This window comes from Anabaena sp. FACHB-83 (assembly GCF_014697485.1).
Taxonomy (GTDB): Bacteria; Cyanobacteriota; Cyanobacteriia; order Cyanobacteriales; family Nostocaceae; genus Nostoc_B.
The window spans coordinates 39,714-61,669 of record NZ_JACJRY010000011.1; the positions used below are offsets into that span (position 1 = coordinate 39,714).

The window sequence follows — 21,956 nt, forward strand, 5'->3', positions numbered from 1 at the left end:
GTCGGCGGTAGATGCGTTACGCTGTCGCTAACACATCCTACAATTTCAGAAATCAAATATTAGTCCTATATCTTATCTAAGATTTAGCCACACGCTCTGGGTGTCTAGATTCCTGTACCAAAATGCTGTGTAAGGTTTGCAATAAATCCTTTGTTGTATAAGGCTTAGAAATAAACTTTTTCACACCAGATAACTTGGTTAATTTACTACTAGCTGTCAAACCACTAACAGCAATCACATTGACTTGAGAGTTCATTTTTTGCAAAGTGCTAATCGCCGTAGCACCATCCATTGCAGGCATCATCATATCCATCAACACTAAGCTAATTTCGTCTTCGTGTTGAGCATAAAGAGCGATCGCTTCAATGCCATTGGTAGCGGTTAATACTCTGTAGTTGTAGGTTTCTAAAGAAATTTTGGTAGTTTCTAAAATGCCACTTTCATCATCAACTACTAAAATTAATTCTCCGTTACCTTTGAGTAAATCTAAGTCTTCCGCCAAGAGTGGATTTGCTACCTCGACGGCTGGTAAGAAAACTTTAAATTCTGTACCCCTACCAACTTGACTCCAAACATTCACAAAACCACCGTGACTTTGAATGATACCTCTGGCAGTTGATAAACCTAATCCCGTACCTTTCCCAATTTCTTTGGTGGTGAAAAATGGCTCAAAGATTCTATCAATAATCTCTGGCGACATTCCTACACCTGTGTCTGTAATTGTCACTACAATATAAGCACCGACACGGGCATCTAAATTCATCTTTGCATACTGTTCATCGACTAACAAATTTGACGCAGATATTTTGATACTACCGCCTCTAGGCATGGCATCACGGGCATTAACTACTAAATTCATTAATAGTTGATGTAAGTGGGTAGCATCGCCAATTACCGCCCAAAGTCCTGGCTGAATTTGAGTTGTTAATTCAATTGATTTGGGAAAAGTTTCTTGGACAATTTGTTGAATTTCTGAACATAAATGACTAACTTGCACAATGGTACGCTGCCCATCTACTCCCCGTGCAAATTGTAAGACTTGCTTAACTAAAGCTGCACCACGTTTAGAATTAGCTTCGATGGTTTTCAACATTTGTTGATTACGCTCATTAGTATCTGGCAGTTTGAGTTGTAGTAGTTGTGCGGCTGTTAAAATCGGTGTCAAAATATTGTTCAAGTCGTGAGCGATACCACTGGCTAATGTGCCGATGCTTTCTAAACGTTGAGCGCGGAGGATTTGATTTTCTAAATGTTTTTTTTCGGTAATATCAGTATTAACAGTCAAAATTGATTTAGGCTGGTTATGGCGATCGCACATTAATGTCCAACGACTCGCCACAATCACAGTTTGTCCTTGTTTGTTAACTTGGTTTAATTCTCCTTGCCAAAAGCCAGACTCAGCTATACTTGCATAAATATTTTGGACTTGTGCTAAAGTGTCTGGTGGATATAAAATCTGATTGACATTCTCACCAATAACTTCAGTCGCTTTCCAACCATATAAATTTTCCGCGCCTTGGTTCCAAAAACAAATTTGATTATTAAAATCTTTCACGACAATTGCATCGCTAGTTACATCTAATAAAGCTGCTTGTTCGCGGATTTTTTCTTCAACTTGTAAACGTTCTGTAATTTCGGCTTCTAAACGTAAATTCTGCTCTTGTAATGTTTTGGTAAGAGTGCGTAACTTCAGATGCAACTGAATCCTTGCTAATACTTCTTGGTGCTGGAGTGGTTTGGTGAGGTAATCAACTGCACCCAGTTCAAAGCCTTTAACTTTATCAACAGTTTCCGAAAGTGCTGTCATGAAAATCACGGGAATATCTTGGGTTGATTCCTGCGCTTTCAGACGACGACAAGTTTCAAAACCGTCAATTCCCGGCATGAGGATATCTAACAAAATTAAGTCAGGTTTACCATATTCTGCTATGGCGATCGCACTTTCACCATCCTCAGCAATTAATACTGTAAATCCAGCCGTGCCTAAAAAATCAAACAACATTTCTAAATTGATGGGAGTATCATCAACAATTAAAATGACACCGGATTTATTAAAATCATTTTTCATAAAGCCTCAGAATACTTTTGGAGAAACTCCAATATTTGTTTCCCTTTAAAACCTTTAGCCAGTTGATATAAACGAGTAGCAAAAGGTTGTAACTCCTCACTTTGTTCTTGTAGTTTTTGCGTTCTTTCAGCAATACTTCTTAAGTCACCCCGCATAGCCAAATCTAGCAAAATCTTCAGTTCATCTGCTGAGGGAGGCACAATCGAAGCCTGAGATGTTAATTGTAAAGGATCAATTGAACTTTTGTGTGCATCCTTTATCTTTCTTACCTTGTCTTCATATACCCATGTTAATCCCAAGTGAACTTGTAACTTTTCTAAAAGTTCGGCTCTTTGAATCGGTTTTGAGAGAAAGTCATCACACCCAACGTTACGGCTTTCTTGTTGATTAAACTCAAACACACTGGCTGAGACTGCAATGACTACTACTTCCTTAAAGTTTGGTAACAATCGCAAGCGCCGAGTGGCTTCAAAACCATCCATTCCCGTCATCACCAAATCCATTAAAATTAAATCTGGTTGAAAATTAGGTATTTTATCTAGACAGTCTAAACCATCACTCGCCGCCAAAACTTCAAAACCCAAAGGCTCTAAAATATTGACTAACACTGAGCGATTTTCCCATTTATCATCCACAACTAAAATTTTGCGTTTGCAGCCAGCAAAACCAATAATATTAAGTGGCTCAATCTCAAAATTTAACTGTTCCTCAACTTCTGGTAATGCCAAATCTAGCCAAAAAATACTGCCTTTACTTAGTTCACTTTTGACACATAATTCGCCACCCATCATCTGCACTAATTGACGGCTAATTGATAAGCCTAAACCAGTTCCTTCCGTCTTCAAACTATCCTCACCCGCTTGTTTGAAGGGCAGAAATATTTCTTCTAATTGCTCATGGGCGATGCCAATTCCTGTATCTTCTACTAAAAAGCGAATTTTTGGTGTTGGAGATTGGCTAGTAAGTTTTTCGCCATTTAATATCCAGTCTCCGTCCTGGGTTACATAACCTACTTTAAAACTTATCCTACCTTTTTTTGTAAACTTAACCGCATTACTTAATAAATTGATTAAAACTTGCCTTAAGCGTTTTTCATCACCCCGAATGCGCCTGGGTAGATAACCAAGAGGCTGATAAACTAAAGCAATACCTTTCATTTCTGCACGCAGATGGCAAATTTCGGCGATACCTTCTAAAAAGGCGGGAAAATTAAATTCTTTCAACTCCAGATCCATTTTCCGCGCTTCAATTTTAGAAATATCTAAAATATCATTAATCAGTGTTAAGAGATGTTCACCACACTGATGAATAATATTGACACCATTTCTCTGTTGACTACTTAAAGAAGTATCTGTTTGAAAGATTTGCGTATAACCTAAGATGCCATTTAAAGGTGTTCGCAGTTCATGACTCATATTAGCCAAAAATTCACTCTTGGCGCGGTTAGCGGCTGCGGCTGCTTCTTCGGCTTTTTGGCGTTCTTGAATTTCTTGTTGTAATTGAAAATTTTTTGCTTGTAATTCCAGCGTGCGTTCTTTAACTTTTGTTTCTAATGTGCGATTATATTCTTCTAAATCATGATAAAGGCGGGCATTTTCTAAAGAAATTGCAGCTTGTGATGATAAAAGTTGTAAAACTTCTAATCGTTCTGGTGTAAATGCTCCAGCAATCAATTTATTTTCTAAATAAAGTATACCGATTAACTTGCCTTGATTGACAATTGGGCTACATAAAATCGACTTTGGTTGATGCTTAACAATATAATCATCTGTAGTAAATACACCTTCGCAATTAGCATTACTAAGAACCACATGCTCCCCAGTGCGATACACATAATTAATCACGGATATGGGCAAATTCTCACTGGATTCAACAGGGGTAGATTGACGGACATTAATTTCAGGTTGAGCAAAACTACCTGATGCAGCAATTAATAAAGTATCTGCCTGATTTAAAATTAAATATCCTGTGGCTGCACCAGCATTTTCTAACAGAATTTGCATTAATTTAGCCAGTAATTTGTCTAAAACAATTTCACCAGAAAGTGCTTGAGCCGCTTTCATCACTGTTGCTAAATCAAAAGCTTCACTGGTATTTTGATTGATAGCGTTGATGAGTTGATTTTTACCTGAGTTTGGTGTTTGACGTTCCGATAGCCGCGCCACAATTTGGGGATATCTAACTTCTAAATCGCGCAACTTGGCTATGGCTCCCCAGTTACTATATCCATAGTAAGCATCAATTAAATAAATCTGGGCTACCTTATCTCTACCAGTCTCAAAATAAAACTTTGCTGCTAGTTCATTGGCGAGAGCTGCTTCTTGGATATATCCTTGCTCTTGCGCTTGCATAATAGCTTTGTCATAATGTGCCGTTGCTTGCCAATACTGTCCTAAAACTCTGGCTTTTTCGGCTTCGACAAGCTCATATTTATGTTGAAAATTCATCGGCGCATAACTCGCCCATGTTTGCATTTTTTGTTGATGATGATTGACTTTATCTAACAGCAGCTTTTGATGCTCAGATGTGGCTGATGGATAGATAGCAAGTTGCGCTAAAGAATCATAAAAATGGAATAACGGCACATTTAACCATCCTGTGACTCCATCTAAATACTGTTCTGCTTTGCTGGCATTTTCTACAGCTTGATGAAAATCTCCCAGGAGATAGCACAAAATTAATTTATTGAGAAACACATAGTGAATAATTGTGCGCTCATTTGATTGGATATGAACTGCTAATAATTCGGCTTCGTTATAGGCTTCACCAATTAACAGACAAGGGTTTGCCGATAACCCCAGTAAATTCAAAACAGCTTGGTGAAACACTTGGTGCCATTTTAGCGCAGTCTCTTGGTGAATTTGTGCGATCGCCTGACTATATCTTGCCATTTCCTGTTCGAGACTGGTTAACTCTGCACCACTCCAATAGGCATATTGACACTTCTTACTGGCTGAATATCCTGTATGTACTAAATCCCCAGTTTCTAAGCCACTAAAGTAAGCAGCTTCTAAAAGTGGTAAGGTATCTTTGACATGATGTTTCCAATGAATTATGAAAGTAGCAACTTTAAATAAAACTTGACTTTTTACTTCATAAGTATCTAAACTTTCTAATAAATTTAAAGCTAATTGTCCAACTTGATAAGCAGCGTCAATATCTTGGCACAAACCACTAAAAACTATACCAAAATCAGCAAACCCACTAGCCGAAAATGGCGTATTGCCGTATTGAATAGATAAGTTGACTTGCTGACAAGCAATCAAAATAAATAATTTTGGTGCAGATTGATAAGCAGCAGGTACTAAACTTGCTATTAGCCTCATCGCAGCTAATTTATGAGCATCTGTCACCGCAGGCGAATGAATTAAATCCTCGATTTGTTTCCCTGCTAAATAATTAGTGGTTTCTTGAATAGCTTGCTGGATATCTAACTCGGTTGGTGCTTGGTTGAGTTTTATTCCCAATATTTCTAAAACTTCTAAACCAAGCTGTACAGCCGCCATTAATTTTCTTTGCACCTCACAACTTTTGATTCGCAACTCATAAACCCTCACTTTTTCCAGTTGGGTTTTTGCTTGTTGTAGAACAATTTCAGCTAATAACTCCATTTGCTCAAAGTCACCGCTTAGAAATGCTACTTCTGCTGCTTGTTGATGGACATTTAATGTCAATTCATATTGCTGATACCAGCTAGAATTATTCAAAAGGCTTAAACATATCTTTAAATAACCCATAGCAGACTCATAAGCAGCCGTAGCTTTGGCTTTTTTCCCGGCTATTAAATTCAGTTCTATTAACTCATATCTTTCCCAATCGTAAGTTAGTAAATCAATGCCATATTTGAGGTGATTGACTAAATAAAAAATATGCTCTTTCTGCTCTTCTGGAGAAAATTTTTGTAACAGTAATTTACCAATGGTGAAATGAGTATTTTTTTTCTCAACATCGGGAATTAGCGAATAAGATGCTTGTTGTACACGATCATGTAAAAATTTATAGCTAATTTGCTGTTCGGCTTGCTGTTCAGTTAAAATCAAAGGTATTTTATAAGACGAATCTAAAGGTAAAATTAAGCCTGCTTGTAAAGCTTCCCAAAGTTCTTTAGCTGTTTCTACCCAAGATTTTTGATTCACAATGCTCAAAATATCTAAGTTAAATTTATCGCCAATACAAGCAGCCAGTTGTAAAACTTTTTGAGTTCTCGGTGATAACTTCTGAATTTGGTTCACCATCAATTCAACAACATTATCGGTAATGTCAATATCTTTTATAGTTTCGATATGCCATTGCCAACAGGCTTGATCAAAATTAAAAGATAAAAAGTTTTCTTGATGCAGAGATTTGAGTAATTGCGTTACAAAAAATGGATTGCCCTGGGTTTTATGAAAAACTAAATCAGCTAGTTCTTGGGAATCTTCTGAAAAAATACTCAAGGTATCACTAACTAATTGTTGAACATGACTAATATTCAAAGGCTGAAGTACAATCTTATTGATATTTACACCATTTTTCTGGATTGCTGCAAGAGTTAATATTAATGGATGACTTGGAGTGACTTCATGCTCACGATATGCACCCATGAGTAATAAATATTTGCTCTCAATATCACTGATGAGTAGTTGAATTAACTTCAAAGATGCCACATCCGCCCACTGTAAGTCATCTAAAAAAATTACTAAAGGATGTTCTGCTTGGGCAAATACATGAATAAATTGTTGAAATAATCGATTAAAACGGTTTTGGGCTTCGTTAATTCCTAATGATGGTATTTCTGGCTGAGTACCGATAATTTTTTCAACATCAGGAATCACCTCAATAATTACTTGCCCATAAACCCCAACTGCTGATAAAATTTTCATCTTCCAACTCGTGATTTTTTCAGCACTTTCTGTTAATATCTGCCGAATTACTTCTTGAAAAGCCTGGATGAATGCCGCATAAGGTATATGACGTTTATACTGGTCAAATTTTCCTCCAATAAAATAACCACCCTGGCGAATAATCGATTTAGAAAATTCATTAACTAGGGAAGATTTACCAATTCCTGAATAACCACTAACTAATGTTAACTCCGTGCTTCCTGAACTGACTCGCTCAAAAATACCCATCAATTGAGCAACTTCTTGCTCACGTCCATAAAGTTTTTGTGGAATCAGCAATTGACTGTTTAAATCAAGTTTACCGATAACCAAATCTGTAATTTTGCCAGTTGTTTGTAGCTGATATAAACATGATTCTAAATCTGCTTTTAAACCCAAGGCATTTTGATATCTGTCCTCAGCAGTTTTAGCTAATAATTTCAGCACAATATTAGATACTGCCACTGGAATTTGTGGATTTAATTCTTGAGGTGCTATGGGAGTTTTAGCGATATGAGAATGAATTATTTCTAAAGGATCACTTGCTACAAATGGTAGTTTACCAACTAACATTTGATAAAGTGTTACACCCAAAGAATAAAAATCAGTGCGATAGTCTATTAAGCGGTTCATTCTCCCTGTTTGTTCGGGTGAAAGATAAGCCAGACTACCTTCGAGTAAATTTATGTTATTTATGGTTTGATTTTCGCTATGTAAGCGTGAAGCAATACTAAAGTTGATAATTTTGATTTGATTGGTGTTGGGGTCGATTAAAATATTATGGGGTTGGATATCTTTATGAATAATATTATTTTGATGTAACTGAGCTAAGGTTGAGGCTAATTGAATTGCAATTTGTAAAATTTGAGTTAATTCTAATTTATTTGTGCTAATAAAATTATGCAGTGTTTCACCAAGGAAGTCTTCTAAAATCAGTGCGATTTTATTTTGTGTACTTTCTAAAGCGAGAGGTTGAATCACTCCTGATATTCGTAAAGATTGCAGTATTTGATACTCGTATCTTAGGCGAGTGATTTGTTCAATTGTAGGATACTCAGTTTTCAGAGTTTTAATAATTACCGATGTTTGTGTTGATTCTTGATAGGCGCGATAAATACAGGTATTAGTATTATCATCAATAACTTGAATGAGGCTGTAGTCGGTAAGAATAATACTCATGTTTATTTTTGAAGGCAGGAGTTAGAGGGCAGTGGTTCGACAGGCTCACCAACCGGAAACACGAGGAAAACTGACCCCTAACTCCTACTATGACCGAGATGGGGCATTTGCAACGGACGTATTTTTTTTCGCGTTACTTTTATCGATGGTAATACAAATCAACTAATTTGATGGATGTTTTTTTGTGCGATCGCAATTCTTAAATAAGCAATCTCAGCAGTAAATTAATATCCCCACACTGCTGTAGTTTGTGTGGGGATATGATTACTTACTATTACTAGCCGTGACAAAATTAGCGTAGCTTAACTCATTCACCCGATTCCAGTTATAAACTTGTTGACGGAAGTTTTTCCATTGTTCATAAACTTGTTTGAAGTTAGTATCTTTAGTGGCGTTTTCTTCATATATCTCAAGAGCAATTTGCTGTGCTGCTTGTAAAATCTCTTGACTATAGGGAGTGAGTTGTGTACCACCAGCAATCAATCTCGAAAGTGCTGCACCATTCAACGCATCGTACTCTGTCAGCATATTCATGTTGGCTTCTAAAGTAGCGGCTTTTAAAATTTGTTGATATTCTTGGGGTAATTTGTTCCAAGCATTCAAATTAACTAACACATCTAAAGATGGCCCTGGTTCCCACCAACCAGGATAGTAATAATATTTTGCAGCTTTATTTAAACCGAGTTTTTCATCATCGTAAGGGCCTACCCATTCAGCCGCGTCAATTGCACCCCGGTCAAGTGACAAATAAATTTCGCCTCCAGGTAAAACTTGCACATTTACACCCAAACGCGACATTACCTGTCCACCTAATCCCGGAATTCGCATTTTTAAACCTTTGAGGTCAGCGACAGTTTTAATTTCTTTTTTAAACCAGCCCCCCATCTGCGCCCCGGTGTTACCTGCGGGAAAATTAATAATGTTGAAGTTGGTGTAGACTTTCTGAATCGCTTCTAAACCGCCGCCATGATATAACCAAGCGTTCTGCTGTTGGGCGTTTAAACCAAAGGGTACAGAGGTGGCGAAAGCCAAAGCCGGACTTTTACCGATGTAATAATAGCTGGATGTATGACCGCATTCTACAGTTCCGGCTTGTACCGCATCTAAAACTTGTAATCCTGGAACTAACTCACCAGCCGCAAAGGGGGTAATTGTAAACCGACCGTTAGTCATTTCCTTGACTCTTTGTGAAACCACCTTTGCACCGATAAAAGTTCCTAAACTTTTAGTCCAACTAGTAGCCATTCGCCAACGGACAGTCGGAAGTCCCGTTTGCACTGCGGGGGATGTGGTACTGCGGTTACAAGCGGTTAAGGTTGCAGCAGTGGCTGTGGCTAAAGCAGCTGTGTTTAAAATCTTTCGGCGTTTCATCATGCTTATAGAGACTAGAGGCTAGAGATTAGGGGTTAGAGAAGACAGTTTCTCATATTTAGTTGTAGGATTTTCTCGTGAATAGTTGACTTGAGCAAATGCTGAGTTCTCTTGAAAAAGACTAACCTCTCTTCCCTAAGCTCTAACTCCTAGGTACACAATTCATCATCCCTACCAATTTTTATGACAAATTCTGCAAACGAAGTTTATCCAGTCATTTGGCACAATGATTCCGTATCACTCATTGACCAAACCCGTTTACCGAATGAATACACCTTTGTGGAAATTCATCGGAGTGAAGATATGGCGCGGGCGATTAAAACCATGATTGTGCGGGGTGCGCCAGCTATTGGGGTGGCTGCGGCTTATGGGATGTATCTGGGGGCGAGAGAAATTACAACCAGGGAACGCACTGAATTTTTAACCCAGCTAGAAAATGTCGCGCAATTATTACGCTCTACCCGTCCCACGGCGGTAAACTTATTCTGGGCAATTAGTCGGATGTTAAAAATTGCCCACGCCACGGAAGGAAGCGTCGAAGATATCAAACAAGTTTTATTCCAAACCGCCCAAGCTATTAATGCAGAAGATTTGCAAACTTGTCAGGCGATGGGTGATCATGGTTTAACTGTATTGCCGAAAACACCCGCAAAGCTAACTTTACTAACTCACTGTAATGCTGGGGCGTTAGCAACTGCGGGTTATGGTACAGCTTTGGGTGTTGTCCGTTCTGCTTGGCGCGAAGGGCGTTTAGAAAAGTTGTTTGCTGATGAAACCCGCCCCCGGTTACAAGGTGCAAAACTCACTGCTTGGGAATGTGTGCAGGAAAATATACCTGTGACGCTAATTACCGATAATATGGCCGCCCATTGTATGCAGAGGGGTTTAATTCATGCTGTTGTTGTGGGCGCTGATAGGATTGCGGCGAATGGTGACACAGCGAATAAAATTGGTACATATAGTTTAGCGATCGTTGCTAAAGCTCACAATGTACCATTTTTTGTTGCTGCACCTTTTTCTACCGTTGATTTTGCCTTGTCTGATGGTAGTCAAATTCCTATAGAAGAACGCCACCCAGAGGAAATTTACCAAGTTGGTGACACCAGACTCACCCCAGAAGGCGTAGAATTTTACAACCCAGCTTTTGATGTCACACCAGCCGAGTTAATTACAGCCATCATTACAGAAAATGGAGCATTTGCACCTGGTGATTTAGCGAAATACCAGTTACAACAGTCTTTTAACTAAATTATCATGACTGTTTTTATGCAAATTTCTATTCAGCCTCGGCGGAAAAAATCTCAAGTTCCAGCTAACCAAAATTTCCGCCGTAGCAAAAGCCTGTTTTCTCATTTATTTATAACGGGCATTCTTTCCAGCAGTCTTGTTTCTTTGTTACCGACACCTGCTGCTGGTCAAGTTAATCTTGGACAGCAACTTTTACAAGAAGTATCAAAATGTGCTGAGGCTAAAATTTCTGAGCAAAAGCTTATTAATCAAGCCGAATCAGAAGCTATCACAACAAAATGTGCTTTACAAATCCTCACTTTAACTTCAAATGGAGAATTTCGTCCTGATGCTGTTGAGCGCGTCGCCGCTTTTATGGAAGCGGTTGGTGTGAAACTCCCGCAATCAACTAGTCGAGGACAAGCTAATGTAAAACTGCAATTGGAACGTGAGAGTTCTGTGTTTAGAATCCCCGTCCGCATTGGCAAACAAACGCAAACTTTTATCTTAGATACTGGTAGCGGTCAAACCATTATCAATAATCAAATTGCTCAACAATTAGGTCTGAATAGTAAACCTATTCCCAATGGACTTTTAGAATATAAACCTGTTATTGGTAATAACTTCAAAAACCTAGAAGTTAAGACTCATATCCTACCAGGTTTAAGTGTAAATTCTGCCACTGTTTCTGGTCTTTATGGCTTAGAATTACCTACACCAGCATTACCACAGGATATATCTGGAGTTTTAGGATTAGATTTTCTGAGTAAGTTCGATGTTGTTCTCAATCCCAAAAAACAACAATTACAACTATTACCACCTTCTAAATCTGTTGCGGGTGCTATTCCTTTAAAGGGAACCTTTGGGATTTTAACGACTCAAGTTTACATTAATGGTGAAGGGCCTTTTACTTTTGTTTTAGATACAGGAGCCTATACGATCGCAGTTTCTCAATCTATCGCGCAAAAATTAGGAATTGACACTCGCAACGCCCCGACCGCAGAAGTATTTGGTTTGGGTGGACGTGAAACAGTTAAAAAAATTAAATTGAATAGGCTGCAAATTCAGCAACATCAAGTAACTGAAATTGATGCTGTTGTTGTCGAGCAAAGTAATATTCTCAAACTTCCTGGTGTACAAGGTATTATCGGTCAAAATTTTCTCAATCAATATCAACAACACTGGCGTTTTGATAAACCCAATGCGCTAGGAGTTGTGCAATCGGGAAGTTTAGTTTTAACACCTTAGAGGCAGGAAACAGTGGTTCGGCTACGCTCACCAACCGAGGCAGGAGGTAAGAATATTACTATTGTGGGCATTCTGGCTTTCAAAATTAATTATTGAACATTACCAAATCCTTGCACACCTGTAACACACCCTACTTGTACTTTATAAACAGACTCTAACTATGAACAAATCTAGCTTCATCACTGGATTAATTATTTGTCTAATTTGGATTAGCGGTTGTGCTAATTCTTCTACAGAAGTTAGCCAAGAAAACCCGACAACTAAATCTAAAATTCCCCAAAGTCCTAGACAAATCACTGAAGTGACTACATCTCCTGAACCAACTCCCACAACCGAGGTTTCACCATCCGAAAATCCAGAAACATCGACAAAAGCTTTACCAACTATTGGTACAGTCAAAGAACTAGTCAACGGTGATTTATTGTGTTATGCCACATTAATTGATGAGCAAGGAATTGAACATCCGGTAGGTGCATCTTTTGAGATTTGTGCAGAATCAGCGAAATTTTTAAACAAAAAAGTGCGTGCATCCTACACAATTGAATCAGTAAGTGATTGTCAAAGTGCTGAACCATGCGGCAAAACTAAAAAAGAATCAATCATTACCAAGATGGAAGTTTTAACTCAGTAAAAGATACATAGCAGTTTTAGTTGATATGTGAGCAATAAAGACAAGGGAGACAAGGTAGAAAAGGGAGACAAGGAAGAGAGATGTTTTTGAAGAAGAATTCAGAATTTAATTCTGGCTCCTGACTGCTGAATTCTATTTTGATAAATCATTTGGGATTGCTATAGATGATCAAATATGTGAAACTAATCTAGGGTATTCATGTATAAAAAACCATTTAACCTAAAAACTTGGGCTATTCGTTTTGCTTGGGTTTGTGTGATTATTGGAGTAGCATTTCTCTATTTATATCCTGTAATTAGTTGTAGAATTTGGCATGATCAAGCTGCTTGTGAAACTGACAAGTGGCAGCAGCGTAATTTACCCTAATTCTTAATTTTATGACTCTGGCCATATCCTATCTCCAGTAATAGAATCAAAGATAAATAACTGAGTTAAATCTAATTGTAAGGATAAGCGATCGCCTACAATCACCCGTACATTTCCACCAAGCTGCACATTCAATAACACTGTCGAACCAGGTAAACTCGCACGAATTAAAGTTTCTCTCCCCAAAGGCTCAACCACCTTCACTTCTACGGAAAGTGCTGTTAGCGGTAGCGGGGCGTTTAGCCCGTGCTGAGTGCTGAGTGCTGAGTTATTGTTAATAGAAACATGTTCTGGTCTAATACCCAAATCATAATTCTGTCCTGGACGCAGCTGTAATTTTTCCCTGACAACTTCGGGAACTGCTATTAATTGTTCACCCACATCAAAGCCATCATTGGTATATTTTGCTGACAAAATATTCATTGGTGGATTGCCTAAAAAAGTCGCCACCATTTGATTAGCTGGAAGCGCGTAAATGCTTTGGGGTTCGCCAATTTGTTGGATTCTCCCGCGATTCAGTACGACAATTTTATCAGCCAAGGTCATCGCCTCAACTTGGTCGTGAGTTACATAAACCGTGGTAATTCCTAACTCTTGATGGAGTTGTTTTAATTCGGCTCTGGTGTCATCGCGCAATTGAGCATCTAAATTAGATAAAGGTTCATCTAATAAAAATACTTGGGGTTCACGGGCGATCGCTCTTCCTAATGCTACCCGTTGTTGCTGTCCACCAGAAAGCTGTTTGGGTTTGCGATCTAATAAATGTTCCAACGAAAGCGATCGCGCCACCGTCCCCACCCGTTCTTGAATGAGTTTCGTGTCCATCTTTCGCATCTGCATCCCAAAGGCGATATTTTCCGCCACCGTCATGTGCGGATAAAGGGCGTAGTTTTGAAACACCATCGCCACATCGCGCTGTCTAGCGGGGATGTTATTCATTAAGCGATCGCCTATAAATAGTTTGCCCGAAGTGGCAGTTTCTAAACCCGCGATCGTCCGTAAAATTGTCGACTTCCCACAACCAGAAGGCCCGACTAACACCCAAAACTCGCCATCGGGAATTTCAAAGCTAATATCTTCGATGGCGGTGACGTTGTTAAACCGACGTTTAATTTCTTCGAGACGTACTTTAGCCATTATTTAATTTTGTCCTTTCTCATTTGTTTTTTCTAAACAAATCATTAGACTTCTTGCAGAAAGATTCTTTCCTCACGCATAGACGCAAAGAAAGAGTTTAAAATTTGGACTTTTGCAAGATGTCTATTGTTTGAGCAAAACTCTTGCGTTCAGAACCAAGTTTTCTGACTCTTAAGCTTTTTAAGTCATACTCTGCACGCAAATCATCTTCTATCTCTGGCTTATCCTTCTTCATACTTCACACTTCACACTTCACACTTCAGACTTCACACTTTATTCGTCCACGCCGGATGAGCAAATAAAGACGCAATAACTCGCACACCTCGCAGTTGATTGGATAAAGGTAAATGACCTTTCGGCGCACTCAAATCCCAAATAAAACTATTAGGATAACGTGTCCAAGTATTCCCATTTTTCCAGGCGATTTTCGTCCAGAAATTATCCCAATTTTTGCCGAGGCTTAACCAAATTTCGCGCTGTACCGAAAAGCCAAATTTTCCTTCCGAATGAACTAACCACAAATGATTAATGGTGTGTAAGTCAGTCACAGGGAAATTGTCAACTTCCGTAAAATATAGCCATTTGCGCTTGACAGCCGTTGGCCCTGCTACTTCGCACATTTTCTCAATAGTCATGCGATCGGCAGCTTGGAAGTCTTGAGCAGCAAGTAGCTGTTGTAAAGGTTTGTAATTGATCCCTGCATCTGATTTTAGAGGTACAATGCCTTCAGGAAAATTTGTTTGGAGAAATTCTCTGGCGTTTGGTGCATCAGAGTTGTAAAGGACTTGGTAAGCTTTACCATCAATCCAAGTTGCTGGGGACTCACGACGTTTCAGTAAAAATTCCCTCAACACTTCCAATCCCTCGTTACCTAATTCGGCTAACTGTGGGATGATCTGTTGTTGGACTTGAAGAGACCCAGCGATTAAGCGTTGTCTGAGGGAGTCGATGTCATTAGCAGTGCCTGATACAATCATTGGGTCTGTCATGCCATTACTCGTGTTAGCGGTCAGTGAACAAGCGATCGCTATCGTGGATTCTTGATGATGAAACACTGATAGCGAAAAGTAGTTTACTATTTTTGATCGTACAAAATTGCGTCAGTTTCACTTAATCCCCAAATGCTGTAAAAGGGGAATAGGGGGAAAATCTGCATATTTAGGGATTAGGGACTAGGATGCTCAAGGCTAGAACCTAGTCAAGATGAAGGATAAAGGCTGAAGGTGAAATTTATATTTGACACTTCACACTTCATACTTCATACTTCATACTTTTTATGTTTTTCTGGAGTGTTTGAACTATGTACGAAAAGATTACCCCCCCGACTAGTGGATCAAAAATCACCTTTAAGAATGGTGAGCCAGTTGTGCCTGACAATCCAATTATCCCGTTTATTCGGGGCGATGGCACAGGTATTGATATCTGGCCTGCTACCCAAAAGGTACTAGATGCGGCGGTAGCTAAGGCGTATCAGGGTAAACGCCAAATCAGTTGGTTTAAGATTTATGCTGGTGATGAGGCTTGTGATTTATACGGCACTTATCAGTATTTACCCGAAGATACTCTCACAGCCATTAAAGAATATGGTGTGGCTATTAAAGGGCCTTTGACCACTCCTGTAGGTGGTGGGATTCGTTCTTTAAATGTGGCATTGCGGCAAATTTTTGACTTGTATGCTTGCGTGCGTCCTTGCCGTTACTATGCTGGTACGCCTTCACCACACAAAAACCCTGAAAAGCTAGATGTCATTGTTTATCGGGAAAATACTGAAGATATATATTTGGGAATCGAATGGAAACAAGGTAGTGAAATTGGTTCACGCTTAATTTCCATCCTCAACAAAGAACTCATCCCCGCCACCCCAGAACATGGGAAAAAGCAAATCCCTCTTGATTCTGGGATCGGGATTAAACCCATCAGCAAAACTGGTTCCCAGCGTCTAGTACGTCGCGCCATCAAACACGCCTTAACTTTACCCAAACAAAAGCAACAGGTAACGCTGGTGCATAAGGGTAACATCATGAAGTACACCGAAGGCGCGTTTCGTGATTGGGGTTATGAATTAGCCACCAGCGAATTCCGTCAAGAAACTGTCACCGAACGGGAATCTTGGATTTTAAGCAATAAAGAAAAAAATCCTAACATTTCCCTAGAAGACAACGCCCGTCAAATTGACCCTGGTTTTGATGCCCTGACTCAAGAGAAGAAAGCACAAATTGTCAAGGAAGTGGAAACAGTTCTTAACTCAATTTGGGATAGCCACGGCAATGGCAAGTGGAAAGATAAAGTCATGGTCAATGACCGCATTGCTGACAGTATTTTTCAACAAATCCAAACCAGACCAGATGAGTATTCGATTCTGGCTACAATGAACCTCAATGGCGATTACTTGTCAGATGCGGCGGCTGCTATTGTTGGCGGCTTGGGAATGGGGCCAGGCGCGAATATTGGCGATGCTTGCGCCGTTTTTGAAGCTACTCACGGTACAGCACCCAAGCACGCAGGCTTAGACAAAATTAACCCTGGTTCAGTGATTTTGTCTGGCGTGATGATGTTGGAATATCTGGGTTGGCAAGAAGCAGCCGACTTAGTTAAGAAAGGTTTAGGGGATGCGATCGCTAATGGTCAAGTCACCTACGATTTAGCAAGGTTAATGGAACCACCTGTAGAACCTCTCAAATGTTCTGAATTTGCCGACGCAATTATTCAACATTTCGGTTAATTTCCGTTAATTATTAGGATGGGGTTTTCCCATCCTAAAAGGACTGATGATTTTAAATTACTAATCTTCAGCACCAGGTAATTGAATCAATTTTTCTGCAACAATTTTGGGTAATTCTTTTGATGAATAACTATAAGTCAAGAGTAAAAATTCTACAGCCTTGTGCATTAATTGTTGCCTATTGACTACATCAGCTAGTTGAAATTGGTTATATGTACCGTTCATAACTTCTAAACTAGCATCTGCGATCGCATCTTCCATAACTTCCTCTTCTATTAAACTTTCCCATTCATCTTGATTGACATAATAAGATTTTTGATTGTCTTTAATATTAAGTTTTTGAATTTCTCGTACAGAGTTACGAATAGAAGCAGTCCAATAATTTGTTAGTCGCTTTTCCACTTGATTTTTAATTAAATGAATCAATAAAATCTTTAAATAAGATTGAATATTTCTCAGTATTGCCTGTCTACTCATCCCCTCTAACTCATCAACAATCGCCAAAGCATCTTCGTAACGCCCTTGTAAAATACTATTTCTGAGGTCGGTTAATTCTTGTGTCATTTTCATTAACCTCTAAGTCATAATATTAATCATATCCTGCCCATAAGAATAGATAATTATGGTAATCACACCAATTAAAGAAAATATCTCAACAAACTATTCCCTAGAAGATTGGCTGCAAAGTCCCCCCGAAGGTACAGAATGGGTAAATGGGGAACTGCTGGAGAAAGAAGAAGTGACATTGAAACACAGTCGTATACAAGGAAATTTATACTTTTATTGGAGAAATTATATTAATGCTAATGAACAAGGCGGGGAAGTTTATACAGAAGCACCTTGTCTGACTAACAAACAAGGTCGTCGTCCTGATGTGGCTTATCTTACCCCAGAACTGATGCAGCAATTTGGAGAACCTGCGGTTTTACCTCAAAGTTTTCCTTTAATAGCTGAAATTATTTCCCCCACAGATTTAGCAGAAGATATGATTGCCAAATCTCAAGAATATTTGCAATCTGGTAGTGAAGAAGTTTGGTTAGTATTTCCTGAAAATAGTTGGATTATTGTAATTACTAAAAATCAGCGACTTGTATTTATTGCAGGTGAAGTAGTCAGAACTCAAACTGTACTTCCAGGTTTTAATGTCGCGGTGAACGAATTATTAGGTTAAGTCAGGTTGAGAGCAGTGAGAATTTTACTTATAATAAATACAACCCTTCAGTAGTGGATAAAATCATGGGTGAGCAACTTTTAGTCAAAGATATTGATAATTGTGACATACCAGATGCTAACCTACTAATAACTGAAGATGATACGCCAGTGGATAATCTTGCATCTGAAAAACAACAGCGCCTTTTAGTTAGTTCCCTTTATAGTTCTTTACAAAACCAAGTTTTTTTAGCCGCAGCTAATGTTGGGGTTTACCATACATATACCGAACCTGCGATCGTTCCTGATGTGTTTGTGAGTTTTGATGTTCAAACACCAGAGAATTGGTGGGAAAAAGAAAATCGCTGTTACCTTGTTTGGAAATTTGGTAAATCACCAGAACTGGTAATTGAAATTGTCTCTAATAAAAAGGGCAATGAATTAGATGAGAAACTCCAAATTTATGAAAAAATGCGAGTTGCTTATTATATTGTCTATGACCCCCAGCAAAATTTGGGAGAGCAAGTTTTAAGAATTTATACAATTAAGGGTAGACGTTATCTAGAAACGACAAATAATTGGTTAGAAGATATTGGTTTAGGCGTTACTTTGTGGACTGGCGAATTTGAAGGGAGAAATGATAGTTGGTTGCGTTGGTGTGACCAAGCTGGTAATATTTTACTGACTGGTGACGAACGCGCTCGACAAGCAGAACAACGCGCCCAAGAAGCAGAACAACGCGCCCAATTACTAGCAGAGAGATTAAAAGCTTTGGGTGTAGATCCTGATAGTATTTAACCTAAATTTAACTATAAGATTCATCTTTAATTTTTGAAATCTATGTAGGATGTGTTAGCGACAGCGTAACGCATCTACTGTAAAGTTTTTGGTGCGTTACGGCTTACGCCTAACACACCCTACGCATACTAAGTTTAACCATATTTATTTTGATATTTAAGCCATAAAGGTGATTTTTTATAGCCTAAATCTATGACAATGAAAATTGACAACAAATTGCATAGATTTGCTGTAAAAAATTCTTATGACTCTTAACCGCAGACATTTCTTGTTTTTACTGGGTGCAGGTGCAGGTACTTTTGCATTAGATTCTTTGGCGTTGGCTGATAAATCACCTGTTAGTCAAGCACCAAGCACTACAGGCGTAATTGAACTACCACCTTTACCATACCCTTACGAAGCATTAGAACCACACATTGATGCTAAAACAATGCAGTTCCATCACGATAAGCACCATGCAGCTTATGTGAAAAACTTGAATGCTGCATTAGACAAACACCCAGAACTGAAAAACAAATCTGTTGAAGAATTGTTACGTAAACTCGGTAAAGTTCCGGCAGATATCCGCACAACAGTTCGTAATAATGGTGGTGGTCATGTCAACCACTCGATGTTTTGGAAAATTATGAAGCCGGAGGGAGGCGGAGAACCAACAGGAGAAATCGCCACTGCGATTAATCAAAATTTTGGTAATTTTGCCGCCTTTAAAAAGCAGTTTAACGAAGCTGGTGCAGCACGTTTTGGTAGTGGTTGGGTTTGGCTTGTACGTAACAAAAATGGCAAGTTAGAAATTACAACTACAGCTAATCAAGATAATCCCATCACTGAAGGTAAATATCCCATTTTCGGCAATGATGTTTGGGAACATGCTTATTATCTCAACTATCAAAACCGCCGCGCTGATTATTTAACAGCATGGTGGAATGTGGTTAACTGGGATGAGATTAATAACCGATTTGCAGCAGCAAGTAAATTTGCTTATTAAGGTTGATTTTTAAATACAAATAAGCTCAGATACCCGACTTCTTAAAGAAGTCGGGTATCTTGTTTTTTACAGAAAGATGAGGATAGGTGTAATTTTACCTCCTGACTTGAAAGTGCTGAGTGCTGAGTAAAAATGCTAGTTCCACTTTCATGCTTGGCTATGAAACTTGTTTCATCGGGACTGCCTTCTCCCATATCACAATCCTAATGCTTTGCGTGTACCTGGCCCGACAATCCCATCTGCTGTTAAACCTTGCTTTTGTTGAAATGCTGTTACAGCATCATCGGTAGCTGCGCCAAATATACCATCAGCTTTGAGATTAAAGCCTTTTTGATTGAGAGCGTTTTGTACAGCAAGTACATCATCTCCTCGCATTGGTGGGTCAGTCAGAAATAATAATCTTGGCTGTCCAGAAACAGAATTAGGTTGGGATAAAGCTCGCATTTCTGCTTGGATAATGGGAAATTTTGCATCCCAAGTAGCAGGATCTCTGACATTTAAGCCATCATCAATATGAACTGAATCTGCTGGTGTAAAATCTCCTCCCCAGCGCAACATCGGGTCATTACGGATGCTTTGAATAAAGTTTTGAATGCCTTGTGGCAGATTTTTTAAGTTGCTTTTATCAAGAGCATTGCTGTTAAATAGCTTATCTCCTAGCATCACATTCATATCAATGCTGTGACCGACTAAATGATTTGAACGACTTGCAGGACGGACAATTGCGCCTGACACTACACCACCTTGTAAACGGGTAGAACTAGTGACATAAATTCTGATACCTGCATCAGTCGCAAATTGATCAACTTTTTCGAGTGAATCAAAAAAATCAACATCTGCTAAAAGAGGTTTCCCGATAAATCGAGGTGATTTAAATGCGTCTAATTTAGTTACCATAACTACCTTTATTTTGGTATGCACTAGTTAGTTGCTATGAAATTCTCTATGGTGATAGAGGTTGGGATGGAGGAAGTAAGACTAGATAATTATTGATGTAGGATATTTTGCATACTTTTAGAAGTAGTCTTAAGTATAATTTTAGTTTTTTAACTTGGCAGAGCAAGTATTAAGAAATATCAAGCGATTGGCTGCGATCGCGCACACTTAAAGCAGTATCAGAAAAGTCACTAAATACGCCATCAACACCTAAACTAAAAAATAGTTCATATTCCCCTTGGGGATTACCTTGGAAGTCTAGAGGTAGAAAGTAGTCTTCGTTGCGAAAAGTCCAGGCGTGTACTTGCAAGTTAGTAGCATGGGCATTATGTACTACAGATGTGGGCGATCGCAATTTATTGTTATTATCTCTAGGAATTAAAATATCTTTATGAATACCAATTGCTTGGGCGTATTTAGCAATCTCTTCTAAACCTGATTTTGTCACTAAGTCGGTATAGGTGCGAACATCACCACTAACAACAAAATCATAAGGTTGACCAGTAAGATTGATTAACTGGACTAAAGGTAAATGAGTTTTTTGGGCTAAATATTGTAAGTTACTCACTTCAAAAGATTGAATAAAAATGGGGTCATTTTTTTCGTGATAACCGTTGGCTCGTAAGGTTTGAAGTAAAGGTTCTTCTAAACTTAAGTTTATAGACCTAAAATAAGTGGGATGTTTTGTTTCTGGATAAATACCAATATTACGACCTAATTGTTTACTATAATTTTTGACTAAATCAATAATTTCTTGGAGTGTGGGAATTTCCCACCAATCGTCATAAATAGTATTTTGCTGACGTAATTGGGGAATCCTTTCTTTGGCGCGTAATGTTTTGATTTCGGACAGAGTAAAGTCTTCTGTAAACCAACCTGTTTTGATTTCGCCATCGATGATTTTAGTCGTGTGTCGTTGAGCAAATTCGGGATGGTTAGCAACGTTAGTGGTTTCTGAAATTTCGTTTTCGTGACGCGCAATTAAAACACCGTCTTGTGTGGAAACTAAATCTGGTTCAATGTAGTCTGCACCAAAATTGATTGCTAATTCGTAAGCGGCTAAAGTATGTTCTGGGCGATAGCCACTCGCGCCGCGATGAGCAATAATGATTGGTTTTTTATTCATGTGATTGTATGTGTGGTGGAAGACAAGAATTGTTTATTTCGCGCATAGACGCGATAGCGGCTTCCCGGAGGGTAGGCGCAAAGACGCAAAGAGTTATAGCCATTTTCTGTGAAGATACACTTAATTAAAAAACGAACCGCCAAGTACGCCA

Annotated in this window: 17 protein-coding genes; 8 read left to right on the top strand and 9 right to left on the bottom strand. The window is 38.8% G+C overall.

All coding sequences use genetic code 11. The features are described 5' to 3' along the window. Nucleotides 1–76 precede the first annotated feature (76 nt). The 3 genes from H6G79_RS15200 to H6G79_RS15210 form a co-directional block, all read right to left on the bottom strand. The gene (locus tag H6G79_RS15200) at nt 77–2,068 is read right to left on the bottom strand and encodes a response regulator (RefSeq protein WP_190590129.1); all 1,992 of its coding nucleotides are present in this window, start codon (nt 2,066–2,068) and stop codon (nt 77–79) included. Then, a complete protein-coding gene (locus tag H6G79_RS15205) occupies nt 2,065–8,109 on the bottom strand; it encodes a hybrid sensor histidine kinase/response regulator (protein ID WP_190590128.1) in 6,045 nt (2,014 codons plus the stop codon). The genes H6G79_RS15200 and H6G79_RS15205 overlap by 4 nt, the downstream gene beginning before the upstream one ends. A gap of 264 nt (nt 8,110–8,373) precedes the next feature. Next, nucleotides 8,374–9,480, bottom strand: a complete 1,107-nt coding sequence (locus tag H6G79_RS15210; RefSeq protein ID WP_190590223.1) for a TRAP transporter substrate-binding protein — start codon at nt 9,478–9,480, stop codon at nt 8,374–8,376. A 183-nt stretch (nt 9,481–9,663) separates the two neighbouring features. On the opposite strand from H6G79_RS15210, the gene mtnA reads away from it, so the two are divergent. From mtnA to H6G79_RS15230, 4 genes are all read left to right on the top strand, one after another. Continuing rightward, nucleotides 9,664–10,728 (top strand): S-methyl-5-thioribose-1-phosphate isomerase, encoded by a 1,065-nt coding sequence (gene mtnA / locus H6G79_RS15215; protein WP_190590127.1) that lies wholly within the window; start codon nt 9,664–9,666, stop codon nt 10,726–10,728. A gap of 6 nt (nt 10,729–10,734) precedes the next feature. Then, nucleotides 10,735–11,955, top strand: a complete 1,221-nt coding sequence (locus H6G79_RS15220) for a retropepsin-like aspartic protease (protein ID WP_190590126.1) — start codon at nt 10,735–10,737, stop codon at nt 11,953–11,955. Between the two features lie 160 nt (nt 11,956–12,115). Beyond that, the gene (locus H6G79_RS15225; protein WP_190590125.1) at nt 12,116–12,586 is read left to right on the top strand and encodes a hypothetical protein; all 471 of its coding nucleotides are present in this window, start codon (nt 12,116–12,118) and stop codon (nt 12,584–12,586) included. A 198-nt stretch (nt 12,587–12,784) separates the two neighbouring features. Then, a complete protein-coding gene (locus H6G79_RS15230; RefSeq protein WP_190590124.1) occupies nt 12,785–12,952 on the top strand; it encodes a hypothetical protein in 168 nt (55 codons plus the stop codon). 9 nt (nt 12,953–12,961) lie between these two features. Here the strand turns inward: H6G79_RS15230 and H6G79_RS15235 are convergent, their stop codons facing one another. The 3 genes from H6G79_RS15235 to H6G79_RS15245 all read right to left on the bottom strand — a co-directional run bounded on the left by H6G79_RS15235 (nt 12,962) and on the right by H6G79_RS15245 (nt 15,078). Beyond that, entirely contained in the window at nt 12,962–14,089 is a 1,128-nt protein-coding gene (locus tag H6G79_RS15235; protein ID WP_190590123.1) for an ABC transporter ATP-binding protein, read from the bottom strand. A 97-nt stretch (nt 14,090–14,186) separates the two neighbouring features. Next, nucleotides 14,187–14,324 carry a hypothetical protein gene (locus H6G79_RS15240; RefSeq protein ID WP_190590231.1) on the bottom strand — a complete coding sequence of 46 codons (138 nt, stop codon included), beginning with the start codon at nt 14,322–14,324 and terminating at the stop codon, nt 14,187–14,189. Nucleotides 14,325–14,355: 31 nt separating this feature from the next. After that, complete coding sequence (locus tag H6G79_RS15245; RefSeq protein WP_190590222.1) at nt 14,356–15,078, bottom strand: GUN4 domain-containing protein; 723 nt, start codon at nt 15,076–15,078, stop codon at nt 14,356–14,358. 311 nt (nt 15,079–15,389) lie between these two features. Here H6G79_RS15245 and H6G79_RS15250 point away from each other — a divergent pair, with 311 nt between their 5' ends. Continuing rightward, nucleotides 15,390–16,811 carry an NADP-dependent isocitrate dehydrogenase gene (locus tag H6G79_RS15250; protein ID WP_190590122.1) on the top strand — a complete coding sequence of 474 codons (1,422 nt, stop codon included), beginning with the start codon at nt 15,390–15,392 and terminating at the stop codon, nt 16,809–16,811. A gap of 60 nt (nt 16,812–16,871) precedes the next feature. Here H6G79_RS15250 and H6G79_RS15255 read toward each other — a convergent pair whose 3' ends face one another. Further along, nucleotides 16,872–17,375 (bottom strand): DUF29 family protein, encoded by a 504-nt coding sequence (locus H6G79_RS15255; protein WP_190590121.1) that lies wholly within the window; start codon nt 17,373–17,375, stop codon nt 16,872–16,874. A 58-nt stretch (nt 17,376–17,433) separates the two neighbouring features. Between H6G79_RS15255 and H6G79_RS15260 the strand changes: the two genes are divergently transcribed. From H6G79_RS15260 to H6G79_RS15270, 3 genes are all read left to right on the top strand, one after another. Beyond that, complete coding sequence (locus H6G79_RS15260; protein ID WP_190590120.1) at nt 17,434–17,982, top strand: Uma2 family endonuclease; 549 nt, start codon at nt 17,434–17,436, stop codon at nt 17,980–17,982. Nucleotides 17,983–18,047: 65 nt separating this feature from the next. Continuing rightward, entirely contained in the window at nt 18,048–18,758 is a 711-nt protein-coding gene (locus H6G79_RS15265) for a Uma2 family endonuclease (protein ID WP_190590119.1), read from the top strand. A 244-nt stretch (nt 18,759–19,002) separates the two neighbouring features. Beyond that, nucleotides 19,003–19,743, top strand: coding sequence for a superoxide dismutase (locus H6G79_RS15270; RefSeq protein ID WP_242048384.1), 741 nt, complete (start codon nt 19,003–19,005; stop codon nt 19,741–19,743). Between the two features lie 195 nt (nt 19,744–19,938). Here the strand turns inward: H6G79_RS15270 and H6G79_RS15275 are convergent, their stop codons facing one another. Together H6G79_RS15275 and H6G79_RS15280 are read right to left on the bottom strand one after the other, a co-directional pair. Further along, nucleotides 19,939–20,640: a peptidoglycan-binding protein gene (locus H6G79_RS15275; RefSeq protein WP_190590118.1), complete on the bottom strand. Its 702-nt coding sequence runs from the start codon at nt 20,638–20,640 to the stop codon at nt 19,939–19,941. Nucleotides 20,641–20,809: 169 nt separating this feature from the next. Then, nucleotides 20,810–21,805 carry a glycerophosphodiester phosphodiesterase gene (locus H6G79_RS15280; protein WP_190590117.1) on the bottom strand — a complete coding sequence of 332 codons (996 nt, stop codon included), beginning with the start codon at nt 21,803–21,805 and terminating at the stop codon, nt 20,810–20,812. Nucleotides 21,806–21,956 lie beyond the last annotated feature (151 nt).